Consider the following 916-nt stretch of genomic DNA (forward strand, 5'->3'; position numbering starts at 1 on the left):
GCCCAGCCCCAGTGCGAGGAGCCCGCGGACTCCTCGCACTGGGGCTGGGCGCGATGCTGTTGCTGGTGACCGCGTGCGGGGGCAGCGGAGCCGCAGCCGACAGGAACGGCGGGCAGGCGGGCGGGAAGGCCGGCGACACCAGCGCCTCGCAGGCGGTGGTGACCATCGCCCCCAAGGACGGCGCCGATGACGTGGCGACCAGCGGGGCGCTGAAGGTCTCGGCCGCCGACGGCAAGCTGAGCACGGTCAAGGTCGCCGACCCCAAGGGCAAGGAGGTCGGGGGCAAGATAGCCGAGGACGGCCTCAGCTGGGCGCCCGACCGCCACCTGGCGGCCGCGACCAAGTACACCGTGCACGCGGTCGCCAAGGACGCCGAGGGCCGTGAGTCGGCGAAGGACACCAGCTTCACGACGCTGGTCCCGCAGAACACCTTCATCGGCCAGTACACGCCCGAGGACGGCTCGACCGTGGGCGTGGGCATGCCGGTGTCGATCCACTTCACACGGGGCATCACCGACCCGGAGGCCGTGGAGAAGGCGGTCAGCGTGACGGCGGAGCCCGCCGTGGAGATCGAACCCCACTGGTTCGGCAACGACCGCCTCGACTTCCGCCCCGAGGACTACTGGGCCGCGGGCACGAAGGTGACCCTGCGCCTCGACCTCGACGGCGTCGAGGGGCGGCCGGGCGTGTACGGCAAGCAGGCCAAGACCGTGAAGTTCACGATCGGCCGCAGCCAGGTCTCCACGGTCGACGCGAGCTCCCACCGGATGAAGGTGGTCCGTGACGGCAAGCAGATCAAGGACATCCCGATCTCCGCGGGCGCACCGGCCACGACCACGTACAACGGCCAGATGGTCATCAGCGAGAAGCTCAAGGTGACCCGGATGAACGGGGACACCGTCGGCTTCGGCGGTGA

Annotated in this window: 1 protein-coding gene; it reads left to right on the forward strand. The window is 70.5% G+C overall.

Translation table 11 applies throughout. The features are described 5' to 3' along the window. Positions 1-11: 11 nt before the first annotated feature. A partial coding sequence (locus tag BFF76_RS30265; protein WP_065849500.1) for a L,D-transpeptidase occupies positions 12-916 on the forward strand: 905 nt, incomplete at its 3' end.

The organism is Streptomyces mutomycini, assembly GCF_001700505.1.
Classification (GTDB): Bacteria; Actinomycetota; Actinomycetes; order Streptomycetales; family Streptomycetaceae; genus Streptomyces; species Streptomyces mutomycini.